Annotated in this window: 21 protein-coding genes; 8 read left to right on the forward strand and 13 right to left on the reverse strand. The window is 60.9% G+C overall.

What is annotated here, in order from left to right; genetic code table 11:
- The first annotated feature begins 5 nt into the window (after positions 1 to 5).
- Complete coding sequence (locus KVG87_RS23405) at positions 6 to 845, forward strand: CorC family transporter (RefSeq protein ID WP_016773041.1); 840 nt, start codon at positions 6 to 8, stop codon at positions 843 to 845.
- A gap of 17 nt (positions 846 to 862) precedes the next feature.
- Positions 863 to 2,386, forward strand: coding sequence for an apolipoprotein N-acyltransferase (gene lnt, locus KVG87_RS23410; protein ID WP_217852805.1), 1,524 nt, complete (start codon positions 863 to 865; stop codon positions 2,384 to 2,386).
- 117 nt (positions 2,387 to 2,503) lie between these two features.
- On the opposite strand, the gene KVG87_RS23415 is transcribed toward lnt, so the two are convergent.
- Both KVG87_RS23415 and KVG87_RS23420 read right to left on the reverse strand, forming a co-directional pair.
- Positions 2,504 to 3,265 (reverse strand): YdcF family protein, encoded by a 762-nt coding sequence (locus KVG87_RS23415; RefSeq protein WP_217852807.1) that lies wholly within the window; start codon positions 3,263 to 3,265, stop codon positions 2,504 to 2,506.
- 104 nt (positions 3,266 to 3,369) lie between these two features.
- Positions 3,370 to 3,693: a hypothetical protein gene (locus tag KVG87_RS23420; RefSeq protein ID WP_024014441.1), complete on the reverse strand. Its 324-nt coding sequence runs from the start codon at positions 3,691 to 3,693 to the stop codon at positions 3,370 to 3,372.
- Between the two features lie 255 nt (positions 3,694 to 3,948).
- Here KVG87_RS23420 and leuS point away from each other — a divergent pair, with 255 nt between their 5' ends.
- The 6 genes from leuS (at position 3,949) to KVG87_RS23450 (ending at position 11,334) form a co-directional block, all read left to right on the forward strand.
- On the forward strand, positions 3,949 to 6,555 hold the full coding sequence (gene leuS, locus KVG87_RS23425) for a leucine--tRNA ligase (RefSeq protein ID WP_217852810.1): 2,607 nt from the start codon (positions 3,949 to 3,951) through the stop codon (positions 6,553 to 6,555).
- An 88-nt stretch (positions 6,556 to 6,643) separates the two neighbouring features.
- Positions 6,644 to 7,249 carry an LPS-assembly lipoprotein LptE gene (locus tag KVG87_RS23430; protein WP_073475660.1) on the forward strand — a complete coding sequence of 202 codons (606 nt, stop codon included), beginning with the start codon at positions 6,644 to 6,646 and terminating at the stop codon, positions 7,247 to 7,249.
- Positions 7,250 to 7,288: 39 nt separating this feature from the next.
- Positions 7,289 to 8,326 carry a DNA polymerase III subunit delta gene (gene holA / locus KVG87_RS23435; RefSeq protein ID WP_041477726.1) on the forward strand — a complete coding sequence of 346 codons (1,038 nt, stop codon included), beginning with the start codon at positions 7,289 to 7,291 and terminating at the stop codon, positions 8,324 to 8,326.
- 309 nt (positions 8,327 to 8,635) lie between these two features.
- Positions 8,636 to 9,631 carry an IS110 family RNA-guided transposase gene (locus KVG87_RS23440; RefSeq protein ID WP_217849813.1) on the forward strand — a complete coding sequence of 332 codons (996 nt, stop codon included), beginning with the start codon at positions 8,636 to 8,638 and terminating at the stop codon, positions 9,629 to 9,631.
- 154 nt (positions 9,632 to 9,785) lie between these two features.
- Positions 9,786 to 9,950 (forward strand): alternative ribosome rescue factor ArfA, encoded by a 165-nt coding sequence (gene arfA / locus KVG87_RS23445; protein WP_016773035.1) that lies wholly within the window; start codon positions 9,786 to 9,788, stop codon positions 9,948 to 9,950.
- Positions 9,951 to 10,011: 61 nt separating this feature from the next.
- On the forward strand, positions 10,012 to 11,334 hold the full coding sequence (locus KVG87_RS23450) for a lytic murein transglycosylase (RefSeq protein ID WP_016773034.1): 1,323 nt from the start codon (positions 10,012 to 10,014) through the stop codon (positions 11,332 to 11,334).
- A 100-nt stretch (positions 11,335 to 11,434) separates the two neighbouring features.
- Here the strand turns inward: KVG87_RS23450 and KVG87_RS23455 are convergent, their stop codons facing one another.
- The 11 genes from KVG87_RS23455 to rsfS form a co-directional block, all read right to left on the reverse strand.
- Entirely contained in the window at positions 11,435 to 12,400 is a 966-nt protein-coding gene (locus KVG87_RS23455) for a S66 peptidase family protein (RefSeq protein ID WP_217852812.1), read from the reverse strand.
- A gap of 132 nt (positions 12,401 to 12,532) precedes the next feature.
- Entirely contained in the window at positions 12,533 to 13,531 is a 999-nt protein-coding gene (lipA, locus tag KVG87_RS23460) for a lipoyl synthase (protein WP_160768663.1), read from the reverse strand.
- 25 nt (positions 13,532 to 13,556) lie between these two features.
- On the reverse strand, positions 13,557 to 14,204 hold the full coding sequence (gene lipB / locus KVG87_RS23465) for a lipoyl(octanoyl) transferase LipB (protein ID WP_217852814.1): 648 nt from the start codon (positions 14,202 to 14,204) through the stop codon (positions 13,557 to 13,559).
- A complete protein-coding gene (locus KVG87_RS23470; RefSeq protein ID WP_217852816.1) occupies positions 14,204 to 14,479 on the reverse strand; it encodes a DUF493 domain-containing protein in 276 nt (91 codons plus the stop codon). The genes lipB and KVG87_RS23470 overlap by 1 nt, the downstream gene beginning before the upstream one ends.
- Positions 14,480 to 14,565: 86 nt before the next feature.
- Positions 14,566 to 15,723, reverse strand: coding sequence for a D-alanyl-D-alanine carboxypeptidase family protein (locus KVG87_RS23475; RefSeq protein ID WP_016773028.1), 1,158 nt, complete (start codon positions 15,721 to 15,723; stop codon positions 14,566 to 14,568).
- A 187-nt stretch (positions 15,724 to 15,910) separates the two neighbouring features.
- Entirely contained in the window at positions 15,911 to 16,921 is a 1,011-nt protein-coding gene (locus KVG87_RS23480; RefSeq protein ID WP_016773027.1) for a septal ring lytic transglycosylase RlpA family protein, read from the reverse strand.
- Positions 16,921 to 17,931: a lytic murein transglycosylase B gene (mltB, locus tag KVG87_RS23485; protein WP_217852818.1), complete on the reverse strand. Its 1,011-nt coding sequence runs from the start codon at positions 17,929 to 17,931 to the stop codon at positions 16,921 to 16,923. Before mltB ends, KVG87_RS23480 begins: the two co-directional genes overlap by 1 nt.
- Before the next feature lie 17 nt (positions 17,932 to 17,948).
- Positions 17,949 to 19,052, reverse strand: a complete 1,104-nt coding sequence (rodA, locus tag KVG87_RS23490; protein WP_050977864.1) for a rod shape-determining protein RodA — start codon at positions 19,050 to 19,052, stop codon at positions 17,949 to 17,951.
- Between the two features lie 31 nt (positions 19,053 to 19,083).
- Positions 19,084 to 20,979 (reverse strand): penicillin-binding protein 2, encoded by a 1,896-nt coding sequence (mrdA, locus tag KVG87_RS23495; protein ID WP_217852820.1) that lies wholly within the window; start codon positions 20,977 to 20,979, stop codon positions 19,084 to 19,086.
- Positions 20,980 to 20,989: 10 nt separating this feature from the next.
- Positions 20,990 to 21,457: a 23S rRNA (pseudouridine(1915)-N(3))-methyltransferase RlmH gene (rlmH, locus tag KVG87_RS23500; RefSeq protein WP_011063671.1), complete on the reverse strand. Its 468-nt coding sequence runs from the start codon at positions 21,455 to 21,457 to the stop codon at positions 20,990 to 20,992.
- Positions 21,458 to 21,466: 9 nt separating this feature from the next.
- Complete coding sequence (gene rsfS, locus KVG87_RS23505) at positions 21,467 to 21,961, reverse strand: ribosome silencing factor (protein WP_016773024.1); 495 nt, start codon at positions 21,959 to 21,961, stop codon at positions 21,467 to 21,469.
- Positions 21,962 to 22,029: the final 68 nt, after the last annotated feature.

The following is a 22,029-nucleotide window of genomic DNA, read 5'->3' on the forward strand; positions in this document are numbered from 1 at the left end:
TCGCTATGAGCGAAGATCGATCGAGCAACGGGCAGAAGTCATGGCTGGGTAAACTGACCCAGGCTTTTGCCCACGAGCCGAAGAACCGTCAGGAGCTCCTTGAGCTGCTGCGTGATGCACATCAGAACAAACTGCTGGACAGCGAAGCGCTGGCCATCGTCGAAGGCGCCATCCAGGTGGCTGACCTGCAAGTGCGCGACATCATGGTGCCGCGCTCGCAGATGGTCAGCATCAAGGCGACCCAGACACCCCGCGAATTCCTCCCTGCCGTGGTCGACTCGGCCCACTCGCGCTATCCGGTCATCGGCGAAAGCCATGACGACGTGATGGGCGTGCTGCTGGCCAAGGATCTGCTGCCGCTGATCCTCAAGGAGAACGGCGACAGCTTCAACATCAAGGACCTGCTGCGCCCGGCCACCTTCGTGCCGGAGTCCAAGCGTCTGAACGTGTTGCTGCGTGAGTTCCGCGCCAACCACAACCACATGGCCATCGTCATCGACGAATACGGCGGTGTGGCCGGTCTGGTGACCATCGAAGACGTGCTCGAGCAGATCGTCGGCGACATCGAGGACGAGCACGACGTCGAAGAAGACAGCTACATCAAGCCGCTGCCCAGCGGTGACTTCCTGATCAAGGCGTTGACGCCGATCGAGAACTTCAACGAGTTCTTCGACAGCGAATTCTCCGACGACGAGTTCGATACCGTTGGCGGTCTGGTGATGAGCGCGTTCGGCCACTTGCCAAAACGCAACGAAATCACTGAAATCGGCGCCTATCGCTTCCGCATCCTGAACGCCGACAGCCGTCGGATTCATTTGCTGCGACTGACCCCAATCGCCCGGTAAGAAATCTAAGGACTGAAATGCGCTGGACAACCCGCCCCGGCTGGCCCGGTAACCTGCTGGCCGTGGCGGCCGGTGCAATTACCACATTCGCTCTCGCCCCGTTCGACATCTGGCCGCTGGCATTGCTGGCGGTTGGTCTGTTCTATGCCGGTTTGCGTGAGCTGAGCCCGCGTCAGGCGCTCGGCCGTGGCTGGTGCTTCGGCTTCGGCCTGTTCGGTGCCGGCACCAGTTGGATCTATTACAGCATCCACCACTTTGGTGGCGCTTCGGTGTTGCTCGCCGGGTTCCTGATGCTGCTGTTCACCGCGGCGATTGCCTGGTTCTTCGCCCTGCCCGCGTGGCTGTGGGCACGCTGGTTGCGGCGTAACGAAGCACCGCTGGCGGATGCCTTGGCGTTTGCGGCGTTGTGGGTCGGCCAAGAAGCGTTTCGTGGTTGGTTCCTCACCGGTTTCCCATGGCTTTATTCCGGTTACAGCCAGCTCGACGGCCCGCTGGCCGGGCTCGCGCCAGTGGGCGGCATGTGGCTGGTGTCGTTTGTCCTGGCACTTACAGCAGCGCTGATCTACAACGCGCCGCGCTTGTTGCACGCTCGTCGCAAGGTTTTCATCGCGGCCGGTCTGGTACTTCTGGCGGGGCCTTGGGTAGCGGGCATTGCCCTCAAGGGCCACGCGTGGACCAGCCCGTCCGGCGCACCGCTGACGGTCGCCGCGATTCAGGGCAATGTCGCGCAAAGCATGAAATGGGACCCGGCCGAACTCAACGCGCAACTGGCGCTGTACCGTGATCTGAGCTTCCGCTCGAAACCGGTCGATCTGCTGATCTGGCCGGAAACCGCCGTGCCGGTGTTGAAGGAGTCCGCCGAGGGCTACCTGACGATGATGGGCAACTTCGCCGCCGAGCGTAAATCGGCGTTGATCACCGGTGTGCCGATCCGCCAGACCGTGCATCACGAACGGCGCTTCTTCAACGGCATCACCGTGGTCGGCGAAGGCGACGGCACTTACCTGAAGCAGAAACTGGTGCCGTTCGGCGAGTACGTGCCGTTGCAGGATGTGTTGCGCGGTTTGATCGCGTTCTTCGACCTGCCGATGTCGGACTTCGCTCGCGGCCCGTCCGATCAAGCGCTCTTGCAAGCCAAGGGTTACCAGATCGCACCGTTTATCTGCTACGAAGTGGTCTATCCGGAATTCGCCGCCGGCCTGTCGGCACGCAGTGATCTGCTGCTGACGATCAGCAACGACACCTGGTTCGGCACGTCGATCGGGCCGCTGCAGCATTTGCAGATGGCGCAGATGCGCGCGCTGGAGGCCGGACGCTGGATGATCCGCGCGACCAACAACGGCGTCACCGGCCTGATCAACCCGTTTGGGCAGATTACCGAACAGATTCCGCAGTTCGAACAAGGCGTGCTGTACGGCGAAGTGGTACCGATGCACGACCTCACGCCGTACCTGCAATGGCGCTCGTGGCCGCTGATCGTGTTGTGCCTGCTGCTGTTTGGCTGGGCGTTGATGGCGAGCCGGATGTCGAAGACCCTCTGAGAAATGTGGCGAGGGGATTTATCCCCGCTGGAGTGCGCAGCAGTCCTCTCTTCTGAAGGTAAGAGAGGGGGCCGCTACACGCCCCATCGGGGATAAATCCCCTCGCCAAAATGATTTTCAGCGGTAAAACAACGAATACCCCACCTGCCCCACCGCCTCATTGAGCAACTGCCCGCTCTGCCAGATCGACTTGAATTCCGGCAACCAGCCGCCAAACGGGCGAGCGTTATCCGTACCGAGGAAACCCACCGGCGCCGGCACCACCTCGAAACCCGCCTGCTCAAAGCTCCACACTGCACGCGGCATGTGCCACGCCTGCGTCACCACGACGACCCGCTTGATCCCTTGCGGCAAGAGGATATCTGCCGTCATCTTCGCGTTCTCCCATGTGGTGCGACTCTCGCCTTCCTGCCATCGCACCGTTACGTCGAAATCATCACGCAACGAATCTGCCATCAATTTCGCTTCGGTCGGCGGCGTGCCGTAGTGCAGGCCGCCGCTGGTCAGGATCGGCAGGCCCGAGGCCTTGGCCAGGCGCGCCGCGTAACGCTGCCGCTCCAGTCCAATGCCGGTCGGCTGGTCTTCGCCCCAGGCCAGATCACCGCGCTCGCGTCCCGAGCCCAGCACCACAATCGCATCGGCGCGTTGCGCCAGGTTCGTCCACTCTGACCGCGCCAGCGGCGGCTCACGTTCCAGCGCCTTGGCGCTCCACTGCACGACCACCGGCAGGCTCATCAGCAGCAGGCCACCAAAGCCAAGGGCAAAACACACGCCAGCCAGCCGTGGCCGTGAGCGGCGCAGCCACCAGGCGGCCAGCAACAGCAGCAAAAGAATGCCGGGCGGCAATAAAAGTTGTTTGATGAAATAGCGAAAGGGCATCGGGCATCTCCAAAGATGCCCGAAGCCTAAGAGTGTTGATTACGCGTTACAACCAATAGGCGGGATCCTGTTGCAAAAGATCCATTTCATGACCTGCCATGCGCTTACTTGGCCTGCACAGAACGCACCTTGCCGGTGTCTCTGCGCGGCGCCTTGTCCTTGAGCCAGATGACCTTGGCCGAATGTGCTGCATCGAGCTGCTTCACTGCTTGAGACAGGCATCCCTGCGTTTCACGTTCACTGCGATCCAGATAGGCCTTGACCAGTTTGAACTCGGCGGGACTCAAGCCACGCAATTCCAGTTCCAGGGGGCGCTCGTCGCGCAGCCGGTCAGCGGTTTTCACGGCGTCCAGCGCCATGCCCAGACGATCGATCAACCTTTCATACAACTCGGGTTTCGTTACGTTCTTTTTCCGTTGCTCCACCATCCCTCACCTCATTGAAGATAAGACTCACTCCCCAATTAGAGCTTAGCTTCGCTGCACGAACCGGCTACACGCCGCGACCAACGGCCCTCGTCGCCCAAAAGCTCTGGCAAACAGCTGTAATCAGGGTTTCCCTCGGCCAAGCGCGGTCATGTATGCTACGGCGCTTCCTGTCATTCCACTTCCAGCGCACCCGGGCCATCCCGGATGCTGCCGTCGAAGAGGATTAGGCCACCCCTATCCAGTACAAAAGTAGCCATGCACGAACAATATCAGCCACGTGAGATCGAAGCCGCCGCCCAGTCGTTCTGGGATGAGCAAAAGTCCTTTGAAGTCAGTGAACAGCCAGGCAAGGAAACCTACTACTGCCTGTCGATGTTCCCTTACCCCAGCGGCAAGCTGCACATGGGCCACGTGCGCAACTACACCATTGGCGATGTGATCTCGCGCTACCAGCGCATGCAGGGCAAGAATGTTCTGCAGCCAATGGGTTGGGATGCGTTCGGCATGCCGGCGGAAAACGCCGCAATGAAAAACAACGTAGCGCCCGCCAAGTGGACCTACGAGAACATCGCCTACATGAAGTCGCAGCTGCGCAGCCTCGGCCTCGCGGTGGACTGGTCCCGTGAAGTGACCACCTGCAAGCCGGACTACTACCGCTGGGAACAATGGCTGTTCACGCGCCTGTTCGAAAAAGGCGTGATCTACCGCAAGAACGGCACCGTGAACTGGGACCCGGTCGACCAGACCGTACTGGCCAATGAGCAAGTCATCGACGGCCGTGGCTGGCGCTCCGGGGCGCTGATCGAAAAGCGCGAAATCCCGATGTACTACTTCAAGATCACCGCTTACGCCGACGAGCTGCTGGAAAGCCTCGATGAACTGACTGGCTGGCCGGAACAGGTCAAGACCATGCAGCGCAATTGGATCGGCAAGTCCCGTGGCATGGAAGTGCAGTTCCCGTACAACGTCGATTCGATCGGCGAAGCCGGCACCCTGAAAGTCTTCACCACCCGTCCGGATACCCTGATGGGCGCGACCTATGTCGCCGTCGCTGCCGAGCACCCGCTGGCCACCCTGGCCGCGCAGAACAATCCCGAGCTGCAAGCGTTCATCGCTGAATGCAAGGGCGGCAGCGTTGCCGAAGCAGACGTCGCCACTCAGGAAAAGAAAGGCCTGCCGACCGGCCTGTTCGTCGAGCACCCGCTGACCGGCGAAAAGCTCCCGGTGTGGGTCGCCAACTACGTGCTGATGCATTACGGCGACGGCGCGGTCATGGCTGTTCCGGCGCACGACGAGCGCGATTTCGAGTTCGCTCACAAATACAACCTGCCGGTGAAATCGGTGGTGCGCACCAGCTCCGGTGACACCAACGCGGCGCCGTGGCAGGACGCCTATGGCGAGCACGGCACGCTGATCAACTCCGGTGAGTTCGACGGCCTCGACTTCGCCGGCGCGTTCGACGCCATGGAAGTGGCCCTGATCAAGAAACAACTGGGCGCCTCGCGCACCCAGTTCCGCCTGCGCGACTGGGGCATCAGCCGCCAGCGCTACTGGGGCTGCCCGATCCCGATCATCCACTGCGCCACGTGCGGCGACGTGCCGGTGCCGGAAGATCAACTGCCGGTCGTATTGCCGGAAGACGTGGTGCCGGACGGCGCCGGTTCGCCGCTGGCGCGCATGCCCGAGTTCTACGAATGCAGCTGCCCGAAATGCGGCGCGCCGGCCAAGCGTGAAACCGACACGATGGACACCTTCGTCGAGTCGTCGTGGTACTACGCCCGTTACGCCTCGCCGCATTTTGAAGGTGGCCTGGTAGAAAAATCCGCAGCCGATCACTGGCTGCCGGTGGATCAGTACATCGGTGGTATCGAACACGCCATTCTCCACCTGCTTTACGCGCGCTTCTTCCACAAGCTGATGCGTGACGAAGGTCTGGTCAGCTCCAATGAGCCGTTCAAGAACCTGCTGACCCAGGGCATGGTGATCGCCGAGACTTACTATCGTCGCGAAGCCAATGGCGCTTACACCTGGTTCAACCCGGCAGACGTGGAACTTGAGCGTGACAGCAAAGCCAAGGTGATCAGCGCCAAACTGAAGTCCGACGGCCTGCCGGTGGAAATCGGCGGCACCGAGAAGATGGCCAAGTCGAAGAACAACGGCGTCGACCCGCAGTCGATGATCGACCAGTTTGGTGCCGACACCTGCCGCCTGTTCATGATGTTCGCCTCGCCGCCTGACATGAGCGCGGAATGGTCCGATTCCGGCGTTGAAGGTTCGCACCGTTTCCTCAAGCGCGTCTGGCGCCTGGCGCAAGCTCACGTTACCCAAGGCCTGCCGGGCAAACTGGATATCGCTGCTCTGAGCGACGAGCAGAAAACCGTGCGTCGTGCGATCCACCTGGCGATCAAGCAGGCCAGCCATGACGTCGGCCAGAACCACAAATTCAACACCGCCATCGCTCAGGTGATGACGCTGATGAATGTGCTGGAAAAAGCCGCCCAAGGCACCGAACAGGAGCGCGCGCTGCTGCACGAGGGTCTGGAAGCGGTGACCCTGCTGCTGGCGCCGATCACCCCGCACATCAGCCATGAACTGTGGAAGCAGTTGGGTCACGCCGATGCGGTGATCGATGCAGGCTGGCCGGCCGTGGACGAAAGTGCCTTGGTGCAGGACAACCTGACCCTGGTCATTCAGGTCAACGGCAAGCTGCGCGGGCAAATCGAAATGCCGGCCAGTGCCACTCGCGAAGAGATCGAAGCCGCCGCGCGCATCAACGAGAACGTGCTGCGTTTCGTCGATGGCCTGACCATTCGCAAAGTGATCGTGGTGCCGGGCAAACTGGTCAACATCGTCGCCAGCTAAATTGGATCGGCTGCCAGGCTCGCCTGGCAGCCAGTAAAACCTTTCGGGCCGCAGAGTCGGCTCACCTGGTTTCAAGGGGAGCAACACAATGATCAAACGCAATCTGCTGGTGATGGGCCTCGCCGTTCTGCTGAGCGCCTGCGGTTTCCAGTTGCGTGGTACCGGCACCAACGAACTGTCGATCAAGGAAATCGACCTGAGCGCGCGTAACGCTTATGGCGAAACCGTAAGACAGCTGCGTCAGACGCTGGAGTCCAGCGGCGTCAAGGTTTACAGCGGCGCGCCGTACAAGCTGTATCTGGCTGACGAACAGGAAAGCCAGCGCATCCTCAGCTATGCCGGTGCCGGGCGCACAGGCGAGTATCAGGTCAACACTGTGCTGAGCTATGACATCCGCGGCGACAAAGACCTGTCCCTGCTTAGCGACAAGCTCGAAGTGCAGAAGGTGTTCATTCACGACGGCAACAACCTCGTCGGCTCCGATCAGGAAGCCAACGACGCCCGTCATGAAATCCGTCGCGAGCTGGTGCAGCGCATGATGCTGCGCCTGTCGCAGCTGACCCCGGGCCAGTTGCAGCAACTGCAGCAAACCGCCAACGACCGCGCCAAGGCTGAAGCCGATGCGCTGGAAGCGGCGCAGAAGGCTGAGGCGGAAACTCCGCGTCAGTCGCCGCTCGAAATCCCGCAGCAGTAAGACGGCCGGGGCGCTCAGGCGCCCCGCTCGCCCTTCTTTATGAAGCTCGCTCCCGCGCAACTCGGCAAACACCTGCAAGGCGCACTTGCGCCGGTCTACATCATCAGCGGCGATGATCCGTTGCTGTGTCAGGAAGCCGCCGACGCCATCCGCACCGCTGCTCGTCAGCAAGGTTTCGACGAACGTCAGGTCTTCGCCGCCGACGCCAATTTCGATTGGGGTACGTTGCTGCAGGCCGGCGCAAGCATGTCGCTGTTCGCCGAAAAACGCCTGTTGGAACTGCGCCTGCCGTCCGGTAAGCCTGGCGACAAAGGCGCCGCCGCGCTGATCGAATATTGCTCACGCCCCGCTGAAGACACGGTCCTGCTGATCAGCTTGCCGAAGCTCGATGGCAGCGCGCAGAAAACCAAGTGGGGCAAGGCACTGGTCGAAGGCCAGCAAACCCAGTTCGTGCAGATCTGGCCGGTGGATGCCAATCAGCTGCCGAGCTGGATTCGTCAGCGCCTGTCCCAAGCCGGTCTGTCGGCCAGTCAGGACGCGGTCGAATTGATTGCCGCGCGTGTCGAAGGCAACCTGCTCGCCGCCGCCCAGGAAATCGAAAAGCTCAAGTTGATGGCCGAAGGTGGGCAGATCACCGTTGAAACCGTGCAGGCCGCTGTGGCCGACAGTGCCCGGTTCGACGTATTCGGCCTGACCGACGCGGTACTCAACGGCGAACCGGCCCACGCCTTGCGCATGCTTGAGGGTTTGCGCGGCGAAGGCGTCGAGCCGCCGGTGATCCTCTGGGCATTGGCGCGAGAGTTGCGCCTGCTGGCCAACATCTCCCTGCAATACAGCCAGGGCACGCCACTGGACAAGTGTTTCAGCCAGTCGAAACCGCCGGTCTGGGACAAGCGCAAGCCGCTGATGAGCAAGGCTTTGCAACGCTACTCGGCGCAACGCTGGGCGCAATTGCTGCTCGAAGCGCAGCGTATCGATGCGCAGATCAAGGGCCAGGCGGCGGGTTCGCCGTGGATGAGCCTGAGTCGGTTGGCGCTGTTGATGGCTGGCCAGCGACTGTCTTTGCCTGCCGAATAAGGCAGTCGACCGCGCAGCGTCCATTCGCGGGCTCGCTCCTTGTATGTTCCCCACACACCAGCATGAATGAGATCTAAGCTCGCTGGTGCGACATACGAAGATGTGTTTCTGGGGGAGACCGATCGCTCCTTAAGGCAGGACTTGCTCCTGACCTTGTCTGTAGAGAGGTCCCCCCGCCTCATTGCCCACCACGAAGAGTATCGAGAAGCCGACGAGTCGGACTTCGCATTACAAGGTTGCAGTGGCATGAAGTTCGAGGTCAGGGGAACCAGGAAGCATTTTTAACTCAGTTCTCTTGGAGTTGAAAGCATGAACATGCACGTCGGCTTGGATGTGGGATCTCGCACTACAGCGATGGGCTGGCGCAATGGCGGCCGCTTTGCAGGTCAGTGCAATATCGACCAGACACCGGCGGGGCGCAAAGCTGCTGTCGGCAAATTGCTTGAGCTCAAGCCTATGTCTGTGGTGATGGAAGCCACAGGAATCTACTACCTGGACTTGGCCATGGAGCTCGCTGCGGCAGGTTTGCCAGTCTCGGTTATCAATCCGAAGAGTTTTCACAACTTTGCAAAACTGATGCTGAAAAACAGCAAAACGGACGCAATCGATGCCCAGTTATTAGCTGAGTACGGCGAACGCATGAGCCCAAGGTTGTGGACGCCGCCCACTTCAATACAACTTGAGCTGCGCGCTATTGGTCGCCACCTCAATCGTTTGACGGGTCATCGCACCCGCGCCAAAAACGAGCTGCATGCACTAAAAGCCACTCAAACAACTCTTCTGATGCTGATTGAGGACGAAGAAGAAGCCATCAACGCCTTTGACAAACGAATCGAGCGTTTCCGACTAGCGGGTCGGGCATTGATCGACAACTGCCCAACGTTGAGCGCCCAGTTCGCCCACATGATCACCGCCCCTGGCATGGGTGAGATCTCAGTATTTGCGGCGCTGGCTGAACTGACGACCTTACCGGTAACGCTCAAGTCAGCGCAGGTCAGCCGCCATGCCGGACTCGATGTCCGACTCACGCAATCAGGCACCAGCATTGATAAACCCGGCCGGATAAGTAAGGGCGGCAATGCCTATTTGCGCTCAGCGATGTACATGCCTGCGCTGACCGCCATACGTTGCGACCCAAACGTGAAAGCGTTTTACGAAGCCTTGGTGGCTCGAGGAAAGAGGAAGATGCAGGCTATTGTCGCAATCATGCGCAAATACCTGACCGGACTATGGGCCTGCATGCGGGCAGGCGAAGACTTCAGTACAGCCAAGCTTTTTAGCGGTAAACACACCCAAAAAGCTTGACCGTGAACAGAGTATCTACAGGTGACCGCGTACCCATGTGGGAGCGAGCCTGCTCGCCAAAGCGCCAGAATATTCCTACGCATGAGCTACTGGACAGATGCGCCACATCGGCAGATTATTCCCGGCGCAAAACCACCACACCGAGAGAACCCTCATGAGCAAAAAGCCAGCAAAGCATGGCCCCAACAAGGCCAAATCCATCGTCGCCCAGCCCTTGTTCCGCAGCCGCCAGGAACGACCAGCCAAGGGCAAAGGCAGCTACCGCCGCGAAGCCTTCCGGTCTGACAACCGGGAGGCTTTTTACTTTCTGGCTGCCTGAAGCGCACCACCCCCCGCTCATGTTAAGGTCTGCACCTGATTCGTTTCCCCTGGAACTGTGCATGCCCCCAAGTCTTTCCCGTCGTTGGCCGGTGCGCCAATTGATCGCTGCCTCTAGCTTCATTCTGCTTGTCGCCTGCGCGGAAAAACCCACCGCCGCCGATGCACAACCGCTTCAAGCCGCCCCGGTTACCACGGCCCCTGCGATCATTCCGCCGGTAGTGCCGTCCGCCGACCCGCTCGATATTCAACCGACCCAGACCTTTGCCGAATGGCAGGCGGGCTTCCGCAAGGACGCCCTCGCCGCCGGGATTCGCCCCGAGCTGTTCGATCAGGCATTTGCCAACATCAGCTTCGACGCCAGCGTGATCCGTGCCGATCGCAGTCAGCCGGAGTTTTCCCGCCCGGTGTGGGAATACCTCGATGGTGCGCTGTCACCGCTGCGTGTACGCAAAGGCCAGGCGCTGATCAACCAGTACGCCGACATTCTGCAAAGCATCGAGCAGCGCTATGGCGTTGATCGCCAGGCACTGGTGTCGGTGTGGGGCATGGAAAGCAATTTCGGTCAGTTTCAGGGCAGCAAGTCGGTGATCAACTCGTTGGCCACTCTCGCCTACGAGGGGCGTCGTCCGGGCTTTGCTCACGCGCAATTGATTGCCGCGCTGCAGATTCTGCAACAGGGCGATATCACCCCGGAGAAAATGCTCGGCTCCTGGGCCGGCGCGATGGGCCAGACCCAGTTCATTCCGACCACTTACAACACCCACGCCGTGGACTTTGACGGTGACGGTCGCCGCGACATCTGGGGCAGCCCGGCCGATGCGCTGGCCTCGACCGCGCATTACCTGCAAAGCTCGGGCTGGCAACGCGGCCAGCCGTGGGGTTTCGAAGTGCAATTGCCGAGCGGTTTCAACTACACGCTGGCCGATGGCGCGATTCGCAAAAGCGTCGCCGAATGGCGGCAACTGGGCGTGAACCTGCCCAATGGCGCGCAGGTGCCAGCCGGTTCCGAACAACTGTCCGCCGCCCTGCTGCTGCCGGCCGGTTATCGCGGCCCGGCGTTCCTGATCCTCGACAACTTCCGGGCGATCCTCAAGTACAACAATTCGTCGTCGTATGCGCTGGCGGTAAGCCTGTTGTCCGAGCGCTTTGAAGGCGCGGGCCTGATCAATGGCGACTGGCCGAAAGATGATCTGCCGCTGAGCCGCACCGAGCGCATCGAACTGCAGACGCTATTGAGCGCGCGTAATTATGACGCCGGCACGGCGGACGGGATTATCGGCGCCAATACGCGCAAGGCCATTCGCAGTGCCCAGCAGGCGCTGGGCTGGCCGGCGGATGGTTATCCGACGCACAAGTTGCTTGAGAGCCTGCGCGCCCAATAGAAAGACTGCCGTATGGCGGGTATCGCTTTCGCGAGCAGGCTCGCTCCCACAGTTGACCGTATTCCAATGTGGGAGCGAGCCTGCTCGCGAATACTGACTGTCAGGCAATAACCGTTTCAGCCTTGATTACCACATCCTGCTCCAGCAGCAACTCCTGCTTCCCTGCATCCAGGCGCACCAGCGCGCCCAACGGCAGTGTCAGGTTCGGGTCGCAATGGCCACTGCGCCAACCCGACAACACCGGAATTCGCAACGGCTCAAAGGTTTGCTTGAGCAGGCGATTCAGCGCGTCGACATCCACCCCGGCGATATCACCGACCAGCACACCGCGCAGTCTGGCCAGCTTGCCGGCCAGACGCATCTGGGTCAGCAGCCGATCAATCCGATACAGCGGCTCGTTGATGTCTTCGATAAACAGAATCACCCCTTCGACATCGATCTCGTAGGGCGTGCCGAGGGTTGCAGCAATCATCGCCAGATTGCCGCCAAGCAACCGCCCGTGAGCGATGCCCGGTTCGACGGTTGATAATGGATAAGCCGCCGGATGGCTCAGTACACTCCCTGACTTCATTTGCCCGCGCAGCATGGCGAAGAATGACGTGACGGTCGGCGGCTCCTTGTCGCCGAGCAGGTCGGCATTGAGCAGCGGGCCGTGAAAGGTCACAAACCCGGCGTAGCGACTGATGGCCAGGTGCAGCGCGGTGATGTCGCTGTAGCCGACAAACGGCTTGGCATGCCGGCTGAGCAGGTCGTAATCGATTCGGTCGAGCAGGCGCGGCGTGCCGTAGCCGCCGCGCAGGCAAATGATCGCGTCGACTTCGGGGTCAGCGAATGCCGCGTGCAGATCGCGCAGGCGTACGTCGTCACTGCCAGCCAGATAGCCGTCCTTCTCATAGACACCCGGAAACACCTTCAGCCCATAGCCGCGCGCGCGCATCCATTGCAGCGCTTTTTCAGTGTCGAGGGCACCGGGGCCGGCAGGCGCGATGACGCCGATCGTCCCTTCGGAGGGCAGCGCCGGTACGGGTCGGTGGGCAATCAGGGTGTGGCTCGGTCGAACGGTCATCCTTGGGCTCCAGCGGTAAAGTCATGCACACACAGTAGTCAGCTGTAGAGACAAACAAAAGCCCCTTGTCTCAGGCAAAAAAATGCCCGCCGAGGAACCGTCCTCGGCGGGCATTTTTACATCAGCAGTGAATCAGGAACCCAGCAGCTCGGCCTTGACCAGCTTCGCTTGCTCGTCGGCGTGGTAAGAGGAACGTACCAGCGGGCCAGACGCAACGTTCTTGAAGCCCATCTTGTAACCTTCTTCGGCGAACCAGGCGAAGGTGTCCGGGTGCACGAAACGCTGCACCGGCAAGTGGCTACGCGACGGTTGCAGGTATTGACCGAGGGTCAGCATGTCGATGTCGTGTTCGCGCATGCGCTTCATGACTTCGATGACTTCCTCGTCGGTCTCGCCCAGACCCAGCATCAGGCCGGACTTGGTCGGGATATGCGGCATCATCTGCTTGAAGCGTTGCAGCAGGGTCAGCGACCACTGGTAATCCGAGCCCGGACGCGCAGCCTTGTACAGACGCGGCACGGTTTCCAGGTTGTGGTTGAACACATCCGGCGGCTCGGCAGCGGTGATTTCCAGGGCGATGTCCATGCGGCCACGGTAGTCCGGGACCAGGGTCTCGAGCTGAACGTTCGGCGACAGTTTGCGGATTTCGCGGATGCAGTCGGCAAAGTGCTGGGCACCGCCGTCACGCAGGTCATCGCGGTCCACCGAAGTGATCACCACGTATTTGAGCTTGAGGTCGGCGATGGCGATGGCCAGGCTTTCCGGCTCGTTGACGTCCAGTGGCTTCGGACGACCGTGGCCAACGTCGCAGAACGGACAGCGACGGGTGCAGATGTCGCCCATGATCATGAAGGTCGCGGTGCCACCGGAGAAGCATTCGCCGAGGTTCGGGCAGGACGCTTCTTCGCAGACGCTGTGCAGCTTGTGCTTGCGCAGCAGGCTCTTGATGCGGTCGACTTCCGGCGAAACCGGGATGCGCACGCGGATCCAGTCGGGTTTCTTCGGCAGTTCGGTGGTCGGGATGATCTTGACCGGGATGCGTGCAACCTTCTCGGCGCCGCGCAGCTTGACGCCGGCTTCAACCTTGGGACGCGGGGCCGGGCGCTCGGTCACGTCGAGCGTCGGGATCATGGTTTGCACTGCATCAGTAGTCATATCAGTCGATTCCGCCCGTGAGGGTCGTCTGCTCAGCATAGTCGAGGTGTTTGACGAGCTGCGCGCGCAGCCGGGCACTTACCTCGGCAAATTCAATCGATCCTGCTTGATCGCTCAGCTGGGTCATGGCCAGCCCGGCGTAGCCGCAGGGATTAATCCGTCGAAACGGTTCCAGGTTCATATCCACGTTCAGGGCCAGGCCATGAAAGGAACAACCGTGGCGAATGCGCAAACCCAGAGAAGCGATTTTCGCTCCATCGACGTATACGCCGGGAGCATCTGGCTTGGCGGCGGCGGTGACGCCGTAGCTGGCCAGCAGTTCGATCACGCAGGCTTCCATGCGGCTGACCAGATCACGCACGCCGAAACCCAGCTTGCGCACATCCAGTAACAGATAGGCCACCAGCTGCCCGGGGCCATGATAAGTCACTTGGCCGCCACGATCGACCTGCACCACCGGAATATCTCCCGGCAGCAATAGATGCTCGGCCTTGCCGGCCTGGCCCTGAGTGAACACCGGCGGGTGTTCGACGAGCCAGATTTCGTCGGCGGCCGCATTGCCGCGTTCGTTGGTAAAGCGCTGCATGGCATGCCAGACCGGCTCGTAAGCCATCTGGCCCAGCTCGCGAAAGCCCAGCGTGCCGTGCATCACAACACCATGTGCACGAAGCCGGTCGCCCGCAGTGCGCTGTTGATGTTGTACAGCTGATCCTGATCAGTGGCGACGATGTGCAACTGGATAGTGGTGTATTTGCCGTTGCTGCTTAGACGCTCGTCGATGCGCTCATCATTGATGCTCGCGTATTTCTTGACGATGTCGATGATCTCGTCTTTGTTGCCGACGCCCGTATCGCTGATCACCTTGATCGGGTAATCAGTCTGGGGAAATTCGATCTTTGGCGCCTGTACTTCGGTATCGGTCATGGCGTAACGGCCTCTATAGCGCAAGCCGTGGTAACGCACATGGCCCCGCACCGGATCGGGGCGGGGCCATGCAGGTCAACACAAAATCAGTTGAACAAGCCGTAGAAGAATAGACGGATGCTATCCCACATGCGGCGGAAGATACCACCCTCCTCGACGCCATCCAGAGCGATCAGGTCGGCGCTGTGCACCACCTTGTCTTCCAGTTTGACTTCGACTTTACCGATCACGTCGCCCTTGGCAATTGGCGCAACCAGTTGCGGGTTCATGGTCATGCTGGCAGCGAGCTTCTTCAGCTGGCCTTTTGGCAGAGTCATGGTCAGGTCTTGCGCCAGACCGGCCTTGACCTGGCTGGTGGTGCCTTTCCATACCGGCGCCTGCGCCAGTTCAGTGCCCTTCTGGTAGAAGGTCTGGGTTTCGAAGAAGCGGAAACCGTAGGTCAGCAGCTTCTGGGTTTCAGCCGCACGAGCCACTTCGCTGTTGGTGCCGAACACCACGGCGATCAGGCGCTGGCCGTCACGTACCGCCGAGGACACCATGCAGTAGCCGGCTTCATCGGTGTGGCCGGTTTTCAGACCGTCAACGGTCTTGTCGCGCCACAGCAGCAGGTTGCGGTTAGGCTGCTTGATGCCGTTCCAGAAGAACTCTTTCTGCGAGTAGATCGCATAGTGAGCCGGGTCTTCGTGGATGATCGCACGGGCCAGAATCGCCATGTCGTGCGCCGACGAGTAGTGCTCAGGGTTTGGCAGACCGGTCGGGTTCATGAAGTGGGTATTGGTCATGCCCAGTTCGGTGACGGTCTTGTTCATCAGATCGGCGAACGCGTCTTCGCTGCCGGCGATGTGCTCGGCCAGGGCGACACTGGCGTCGTTACCGGACTGGATGATGATGCCATGCAGCAGGTCGCTGACAGTCACCTGCGAACCGACCTTGATGAACATCCGCGAACCGCCGGTGCGCCAGGCGTTTTCGCTGACGGTCACCGGGTCGTTTTCACCGATCTGGCCGCGACGGATTTCCAGGGTCGCGATATAGGCGGTCATCAGCTTGGTCAGGCTGGCCGGTGGCAGACGCTGGTCGCCGTTGTTTTCGACCAGCACGTTGCCGCTGCTGGCGTCCATCAGAACGTAGGCCTTGGCGGCCAGTTGTGGTGGCGACGGCATCATCTCGGCCGCGAAGGCGGCTGGCGAGAGGAGCAGCGGGACTAGCAGACACAGGCGTTTGGCAAAGGTGGTGATGTTCATCCGTCTCTCGAAATCGCTAATGGAAACTTGCCCGAAGGCAAAACTTATTCAGACAGCCTTCTAAAGGGCCATCGCGTGTTCAGTTGCTCACTCCAGTCACCCTTGCCGGGCTTTTGTTCTTCGACGAGCCAACAACCTGGTTCACCCCCCGAATACCGCAAGTGAACCGTCAATCAAGGTCTACGTGTTACTCGGTGACCACGCTGGGCGAACCCAGATTGGCCAGCCGCACACTGTTCTGCACCTGGGCGATCTCACCCGGCGAGCCGATCGGCCCCAGGCGTACCCGGTGCAGGGTCTGCTGATTGCGCACGATCGAGCTGATGAACACCGGCGCGCTCACCATCCCGCTGAGCTTCGACCTCAGCAGCTCGGCAGCGTCCGGGTTGGCGAACGCGCCCACCTGCAGATACTGGCCAGACGCTGGTGCAGAAGCGTTTTTTTTTGCATCGATCTGCACGGGCACCACGGCCGCGGCGTGTTGCTGCGGCGGCGGTGTCCATTGCTCGACGGTGCCGGCCGAAGCCGTAATCACTGGCGCGCTATTCTGCGCCACTTGCGGCTCATTGAGCATCAGCGGCGCCGGACGGCCCTTGGCCGCCCACCACTGCTGCGGATCGATGCCTTCGACCTTGACCCGCGCGGTGCCGGTTTCGGCATAGCCGAGCTTCTTCGCCGCTGCGTAGGACAAGTCGATGATGCGATCGGAGTAGAACGGCCCACGGTCGTTGACGCGCAGGATCACGGTCTTGTTGTTGTCCAGGTTGGTCACCCGGACGTAACTCGGCAGCGGCAAGGTCTTGTGCGCGGCACTCATGCCGTACAGGTCATACACTTCGCCGTTGGCGGTGTTCTGGCCATGGAACTTGGTGCCGTACCAGGACGCCGTGCCCGAAGCCACGTAGGTCTTGGATTCCTGCAACGGAAAATAGGTCTTGCCCAGCACGGTGTACGGGTTGGCCTTGTACGGGCCGGTGTGCAGGGTCGGTGTCGCATCCGGGATGCGCGAAACATCGACATCCCACCACGGCGCGCCGTCTTTGTGCGCGCGGTTGATGTCCAGGCCCGGTTGGGCGCGGACAGCGGTGGACGGGGTTTTCTGCGTCGGCGTACGGCTGGTCGTGCAACTGGCGACCAGGACTGCCAACGCAGCGAAAGCCACCAGCTTCAGGGGTTTATTGTTAGGCAATGCCTGCATTACTTGACGCCCCGTGCTTGTACCAGCTGTTCAGACAGTTGATGTACGGCCATGGCGTACATCACGCTGCGGTTATAACGCGTGATCGCGTAGAAATTCTGCAGGCCCATCCAGTATTCAGGGCCGTTGTCGCCTTCGAGGCGAAATGCGGTAACCGGCATATCATCGCGCAGCGCATCATGACTTGACCAGCCCAGCGCCCGCAACTCTGCGACCGTCTTCACCGGTTCGATACCAGTAGTCAGGCCTTCATCAGTTTGCTCGCCGCGTACATCGGCACGGCTGACCACCGGTTCGCCGGCGACCCAGCCGTGGCGCTTGAAATAGCTGGCGACGCTGCCAATGGCATCGTCCGGATTGTTCCAGATATTGATGTGGCCATCACCGTCGAAATCCACCGCGTAGGCGCGAAAGCTGCTCGGCATGAACTGCGGCAGGCCCATGGCCCCGGCGTACGAGCCTTTCAGGGTCAGCGGGTCGACCTGCTCTTCACGGGCCAGCAGCAGGAACTCACGCAGTTCCTTGCGGAAAAATTCGGCACGGGGAGGATAGTCGAAGCCGAGGGTCGACAATGCGTCGATCACTCGGAAATTACCGGTATTACGTCCGAAAAAGGTCTCGACGCCGATGATCGACACGATCACTTGTGCCGGCACGCCGTATTCCTGCTCGGCACGGGCCAGGGTCGCCTCGTGCTGACGCCAGAAGTCGACACCACGGGCGATACGCGCGTCAGTAATGAACATCGGGCGATATTCATTCCACTGCTTGACCCGTTCGGCGGGTCTGGAGATGGCGTCGAGAATCGACTGCTTGCGTTGCGCCTCGCGGAACACACCCATCAGTTGTTCACCGGCGAAACCGTAGTCGCGGGTCATTTCACCGACGAATTCGGCCACCTGCGGCGAGCCTTCATAGTCGCCGGCCAGCGCTTCCTGCACGCTCCCCAGCAGGCCCATCAGGCCAACCAGCGGCGCGCATCGAGTCGCCCAGCCACGCATTACTTGCATTGCACTCTTCACCTTATTCAAACCTGTGCGATCCACTTGCGATGGGTATGGATCGACATCAAAACCCCAAACGCTGACAGCAGTGTCACCAGCGAAGTTCCTCCGTAGCTAATGAACGGCAACGGCACCCCCACGACCGGCAACAGGCCACTGACCATACCGATGTTGACGAAAACGTAAACAAAAAAAGTCATGGTCAACGCGCCGGCGAGCAATTTGCCGAACAGCGTTTGCGCTTGAGCGGTGATCACCAGCCCGCGACCGATCAACAACAGATAGATCAGCAGCAGCGCGCAAATCCCCACCAGACCGAACTCTTCGCCAAGCACGGCAATGATGAAGTCGGTGTGGCTTTCCGGGAGAAAGTCCAGGTGTGACTGGGTGCCGAGCAGCCAGCCTTTGCCGAATACGCCACCGGAACCGATCGCGGCTTTGGACTGGATGATGTTCCAGCCGGTGCCGAGCGGATCGCTTTCCGGGTCGAGGAAAGTCAGGACACGCTGCTTCTGATAGTCGTGCATGACGAAGAACCACATCGCCACCGACACCGGCACCGCCGCCGCCAGCACGCTGAGAATCCAGCGCCAGCGCAGGCCGCCCATGAACAGGACGAAGGCGCCACCCGCGAGAATCAGCAACGAGGTACCGAGATCGGGCTGGCGCACGATCAGAATGAACGGCACGCCGATCAGCATCAGGCTGATGCCGACGTGCTTGAGCTGCGGCGGCAAGGTGCGTTTGGACAGATACCAGGCGATGGTCGCCGGCATGAGGATTTTCATGAATTCCGAGGGCTGGAAGCGGATCACCCCGGGGATGTTGATCCAGCGCGTGGCGCCCATGGCGTTGTGGCCCATGATGTCGACGACGATCAGCAATATCACGCCGATCACGTAACCGAGCGGCACCCAGCGCGCCATGAAACGCGGTTCGAACTGGGCGATGACGATCATTGCCACCAGACCGATGCCGAAAGATGTGGCCTGCTTGCCGAGCAGATCCCAGCTCTTGCCGCTGGCCGAATACAGCACGAACAGGCTGCCGGCGGCGAGGATCAGCAACAGGATCAATAGCGGGCCATCGATATGCAGTCTTTGCAGCAACGTCGCGCGGCGACGCATCACATCCTCGCTGGAGAGCATGCGATCGAAGTTATTCATCACGGGCCGGGGCCTCCGCAGTGATAGGGCTGGCGTACTCGGCTTTCAGGTGGCCGTCCTGGTCGAGCAACCAGGCGTCCATGACCTGGCGCACCACGGGCGCGGCAACGCCGGAACCGGACTCACCGTTCTCGAGCATCACCGACACGACGATTTTCGGATCATCGGCCGGGGCGAAGCCGACGAACAGGGCGTGGTCGCGGTGGCGTTCCTGGACCTTGGAGCGGTCGTATTTCTCGCCCTGCTTGATCGCCACCACCTGCGCGGTACCGGACTTGCCGGCGATGCGGTATTGCGCGCCGATCGCCGCTTTGCGCGCGGTACCACGGGCACCGTGCATCACCTGCTGCATGCCGTGGTTGACCTTGTTCCAGTCGGACGGGTCGCGCAGGACGATATTCGGCATCGGGTTTTCATCCACCGGCTTCACCCCGTCGAGAGACTTGGCCAAGTGCGGACGATTCCAGATGCCCTTGTTGGCCACCAGCGCCGTGGCCTGGGCCAGTTGCAGCGGCGTCGACTGCATGTAGCCTTGGCCGATCCCGAGAATCAGGGTTTCGCCGGGGAACCACGCCTGTTTACGCGTCGCCCGTTTCCATTCGCGGGACGGCATCAGGCCCGGGGACTCTTCGAACATGTCCAGCGAGACCTTCTGGCCGATGCCGAACTTGTTCATATAGGTCGACAGCCGATCGATGCCGAGCTTGTGCGCCAGGTCATAGAAGTAGGTGTCGTTGGAACGCATGATCGCCGTGTCGAGGTCGACGAAGCCGTCACCAGTGCGATTCCAGTTGCGATACTTGTGGTCGTAGTTGGGCAGCATGTAATAGCCCGGGTCGAACACCCGGCTCGAAGCCGTGACTACGCCAGCGTCGAGACCGGCAATTGCCACCGCCGGTTTGATCGTCGAGCCCGGCGGATACAGACCGCGCAGCACGCGGTTGAACAGCGGCCGGTCGATGGAATCACGCAACTCGGCGTAGGCCTTGAAGCTGATCCCGGTGACGAACAGGTTAGGGTCGAAACTCGGCTGACTGACCATCGCCAGCACTTCGCCGGTTTTCGGATCGAGCGCCACCACCGCGCCACGTCGCCCGCCCAGCGCGGCCTCGGCGGCTTCCTGCAACTTGATATCGAGGCTCAGGACGATGTCCTTGCCGGGAATCGGATCGGTGCGCTTGAGCACCCGCAACACGCGGCCACGGGCGTTGGTCTCGACTTCCTCGTAACCGACCTGACCGTGCAATTCCGGCTCGTAGAAACGCTCGATGCCAGTCTTGCCAATATGGTGGGTGCCGCTGTAGTTGACCGGATCCAGCGACTTCAGCTCTTTCTCGTTGATCCGCCCCATGTAGCCCACCGAATGCGCAAAGTGCGCGCCCTGCGGGTAATGCCGGACCAGTTGCGCGACCACTTCCACCCCGGGCAGGCGGAACTGGTTCACCGCAATCCGGGCGATCTGCTCTTCGGTCAGCTCGAACAGGATCGGCACCGGCTCGAACGGCCGACGCCCCTGCCGCATGCGTTTCTCGAAGATCACCCGGTCCTCGGGCGTCAGCTCCAGCACCTCGACGATGACGTCGAGCACCTGTTGCCAGTCGCCGGAGCGCTCGCGGGTCATGCTCAGGCTGAAGCTCGGCCGGTTGTCGGCCACGACCACGCCGTTGCGGTCGAAAATCAGTCCGCGCGTCGGCGGAATCGGCTGCACATGGACGCGGTTGTTTTCCGAGAGGGTCGAGTGGTACTCGTACTGAATCACCTGCAGGTAATACAGACGCGCGATCAGCACACAGATCAGCGCCACGATCACGATCGCACCGAACACGACACGGCTGCGCACCAGACGGGCGTCCTTTTCGTGGTCCTTGATGCGGATCGGCTGAGACATGAGGGCAGACTTACTTGTGGTAAGGGTGGCCGGACAACACGGTCCAGGCACGGTACAACTGTTCGCCGATCAGGATCCGCACCAGCGGGTGCGGCAAGGTCAGCGGCGACAACGACCAGCGCTGGTCAGCGCGGGCACAGACTTCCGGTGCCAGCCCTTCCGGACCGCCGACCATGAAGTTGACCGTGCGCGAATCCAGGCGCCAGCGATCGAGTTCGACCGCCAGTTGCTCGGTGCTCCACGGCTTGCCGTGAACCTCCAGCGTGACGATCCGCTCGTTGTGCCCGACCTTGGCCAGCATGGCTTCGCCTTCCTGGCGGATGAAACGGGCCACGTCGGCATTCTTGCCACGGGTGTTGAGCGGAATTTCCACCAGTTCCAGCGCCAGCTCGGACGGAAGACGCTTGGCATATTCATGCCAGCCTTCTTCCACCCACTTGGGCATGCGTGAACCGACGGCGATCAGGCGCAGTCGCACAGCAATCCCTTAGAACTGGTCTTTGTTGAGCTTGGTGAAATGCTCGTGGGTGTTTTCCGGGCTGTGGTGCTTGGCATCGGCCGCACGGCTTTGCTCGGCACCGGCCCACAGGCGCTCCAGGTCGTAGAACTGACGCGCAGAGGCAGTCATCATGTGCACGATCACCAGATCGAGGTCGAGCAGAACCCAGTCGCTGTCGCCCTTGCCTTCTTCGCCCAGTGGCTTGGCGCCCTGCTTCTTCACTTCCTCACGGACCTTGTCCAGCATCGCGTTGATCTGGCGATTGGAGGTACCGGTGGCGATGATCATGTAGTCAGTGATGCTCTGCTTGTCGCGCACATCAATGATCTGGATGTCCTGGGCCTTAACGTCTTCCAGCGCGGCGACGGCAATCTTGACCAGTTCGTCGCCCTTGAGCGGCTCGTTGGTGTTGACGGCTTCCGGCAGTGGTGCGCTCTTGAACGTGCCTTTGCGCTTTACTTTCGGTAGATCTTTATCAGTCATATGTAACTCGTTTTGCTCATGTATTCGGCGGCTTGGGGATACGGTGATCCGTATCGGTGAAGCGCGCC

It is taken from the genome of Pseudomonas siliginis (assembly GCF_019145195.1).
GTDB classification, from domain to species: Bacteria; Pseudomonadota; Gammaproteobacteria; order Pseudomonadales; family Pseudomonadaceae; genus Aquipseudomonas; species Aquipseudomonas siliginis.